Annotated in this window: 2 rRNA genes (1 of these 2 cut by a window edge); both read right to left on the bottom strand. The window is 57.0% G+C overall.

The window, feature by feature from the left end:
• Positions 1 to 41 precede the first annotated feature (41 nt).
• Positions 42 to 156 (bottom strand): 5S ribosomal RNA (rrf, locus tag MBSD_RS01385).
• Positions 157 to 263: 107 nt separating this feature from the next.
• Positions 264 to 2,885: ribosomal RNA gene (locus tag MBSD_RS01380) — 23S ribosomal RNA — on the bottom strand; it runs 256 nt beyond the window's last position.

The following is a 2,885-nucleotide window of genomic DNA, read 5'->3' as shown; positions in this document are numbered from 1 at the left end:
CAAATGAAAACCCCGCCACGCGGGCGGGGTTGGGGATGGGTCCCTGGCGGTGACCTACTCTTGCATGGCTTGAGCCACACTACCATCGGCGCATGCGCGTTTCACTGCCGAGTTCGGGATGGGATCGGGTGGTTCCACGCCGCTATGGCCGCCAGGGAAGGGGTGCGAGTCGCGCGTACGCGCGGTCTCGGCATAGGGCTTGGGATGTGACAGTGTCCGGTTGCTGACGGACGTGCGTTGAGCACGAAGCGTCTTGGGGTTATATGGTCAAGCCGCACGGAGCATTAGTACGCGTTAGCTCAACGCATTGCTGCGCTTCCACACCGCGCCTATCAACCACGTGGTCTACATGGTTCCTTCAGGGGCCTTGTGGCCCGGGAGATCTCATCTTGGGGCGTGCTTCCCGCTTAGATGCTTTCAGCGGTTATCACTTCCGTACTTAGCTACCCGGCAGTGCCATTGGCATGACAACCGGAACACCAGAGGTACGTCCACTCCGGTCCTCTCGTACTAGGAGCAGCCCCCCTCAAATCTCCAGCGCCCACGACAGATAGGGACCGAACTGTCTCACGACGTTCTGAACCCAGCTCGCGTACCACTTTAAATGGCGAACAGCCATACCCTTGGGACCGACTACAGCCCCAGGATGTGATGAGCCGACATCGAGGTGCCAAACACCGCCGTCGATATGAACTCTTGGGCGGTATCAGCCTGTTATCCCCGGAGTACCTTTTATCCGTTGAGCGATGGCCCTTCCATACAGAACCACCGGATCACTAGGACCTGCTTTCGCACCTGCTTGATCCGTCGATCTCGCAGTCAAGCGCGCTTATGCCCTTGCACACATTGCACGATGTCCGACCGTGCTGAGCGCACCTTCGTGCTCCTCCGTTACTCTTTGGGAGGAGACCGCCCCAGTCAAACTACCCACCACACACGGTCCCTGACCCGGATCACGGGCCGAGGTTAGAACGTCAAGCACATCAGGGTGGTATTTCAACGATGGCTCCATCCGAACTGGCGTCCGGACTTCAAAGCCTCCCACCTATGCTACACAGACGAACTCAACGTTCAGTGTGAAGCTGTAGTAAAGGTTCACGGGGTCTTTCCGTCTTGCCGCGGGAACGCTGCATCTTCACAGCGATTTCAATTTCACTGAGTCTCGGGTGGAGACAGCGCCGCTGTCGTTACGCCATTCGTGCAGGTCGGAACTTACCCGACAAGGAATTTCGCTACCTTAGGACCGTTATAGTTACGGCCGCCGTTTACCGGGGCTTCGATCAGGAGCTTCGCTTGCGCTGACCCCATCAATTAACCTTCCGGCACCGGGCAGGCGTCACACCCTATACGTCCACTTTCGTGTTTGCAGAGTGCTGTGTTTTTGATAAACAGTCGCAGCGGCCTGGTTACTGCGACCCGCCGGTGCTCAGCAACGCGTGTTGCCACACCCGCGGGCGTACCTTCTCCCGAAGTTACGGTACTATTTTGCCTAGTTCCTTCACCCGAGTTCTCTCAAGCGCCTTGGGATTCTCACCCTGCCTACCTGTGTCGGATTGCGGTACGGTCCCACCGTAGCTGAAGCTTAGGGGCTTTTCCTGGAAGCGTGGTATCGGTCACTTCGCCCTGAAAGGGCTCGTCTCGGTGCTCGGCGTAAGTGATTCCGGATTTGCCTGGAATCACCGCCTACCGCCTTTCTCCGGGGCAACCAACGCCCGGTAGACCTAACCTTCTCCGTCCCCCCATCGCACTACGGTGAGGTGCTGGAATATTAACCAGCTTCCCATCGACTACGCATTTCTGCCTCGCCTTAGGGGCCGACTCACCCTGCGCCGATGAACGTTGCGCGAGGAAACCTTGGGCTTTCGGCGAGCGGGCTTTTCACCCGCTTTATCGTTACTCATGTCAGCATTCGCACTTCCGATACCTCCAGCGGACCTTACGATCCGCCTTCACAGGCGTACGGAACGCTCCTCTACCGCGCACACGAAGTGTGCACCCCGAGCTTCGGTACATCGCTTAGCCCCGTTAAATCTTCCGCGCAGGCCGACTCGACCAGTGAGCTATTACGCTTTCTTTAAAGGATGGCTGCTTCTAAGCCAACCTCCTGGCTGTCTAAGCCTTCCCACATCGTTTTCCACTGAGCGATGATTTGGGGACCTTAGCTGCGGGTCTGGGTTGTTGCCCTTTTCACGACGGACGTTAGCACCCGCCGTGTGTCTCCCATGCAGTCTGTCCTGGTATTCGGAGTTTGCCATGGTTTGGTAAGTCGCAATGACCCCCTAGCCATAACAGTGCTCTACCCCCAGGAAGATTCACATGAGGCGCTACCTAAATAGCTTTCGAGGAGAACCAGCTATCTCCGAGTTTGTTTAGCCTTTCACTCCTAGCCACAACTCATCCCCTACCTTTTCAACGGGAGTGGGTTCGGGCCTCCAGTGCGTGTTACCGCACCTTCACCCTGGTCATGGCTAGATCACTCGGTTTCGGGTCTACTACCTGCGACTGTGCGCCCTGTTCGGACTCGGTTTCCCTTCGCCTCCCCTATACGGTTAAGCTTGCCACAGACAGTAAGTCGCTGACCCATTATACAAAAGGTACGCAGTCACCCCTTGCGGGGCTTCCACTGCTTGTACGCATACGGTTTCAGGTTCTATTTCACTCCCCTCTCCGGGGTTCTTTTCGCCTTTCCCTCACGGTACTGGTTCGTATCGGTCGGTCAGGAGTATTTAGCCTTGGAGGATGGTCCCCCCATGTTCAGACAGGGTTTCACGTGCCCCGCCTTACTCAATTTCACCCACGATGCCCTTTCGCCTACCGGGCTATCACCGTCTATGGCCGGCCTTTCCAGACCGTTCGACTAGAACATCGTGCGCTTAAGGGCTAAT

Source organism: Mizugakiibacter sediminis, assembly GCF_000953855.2.
GTDB lineage: Bacteria > Pseudomonadota > Gammaproteobacteria > Xanthomonadales > Rhodanobacteraceae > Mizugakiibacter > Mizugakiibacter sediminis.
Note: the sequence above shows the minus strand (reverse complement) of the source record. Positions and strands in the feature narration are given on the sequence as shown.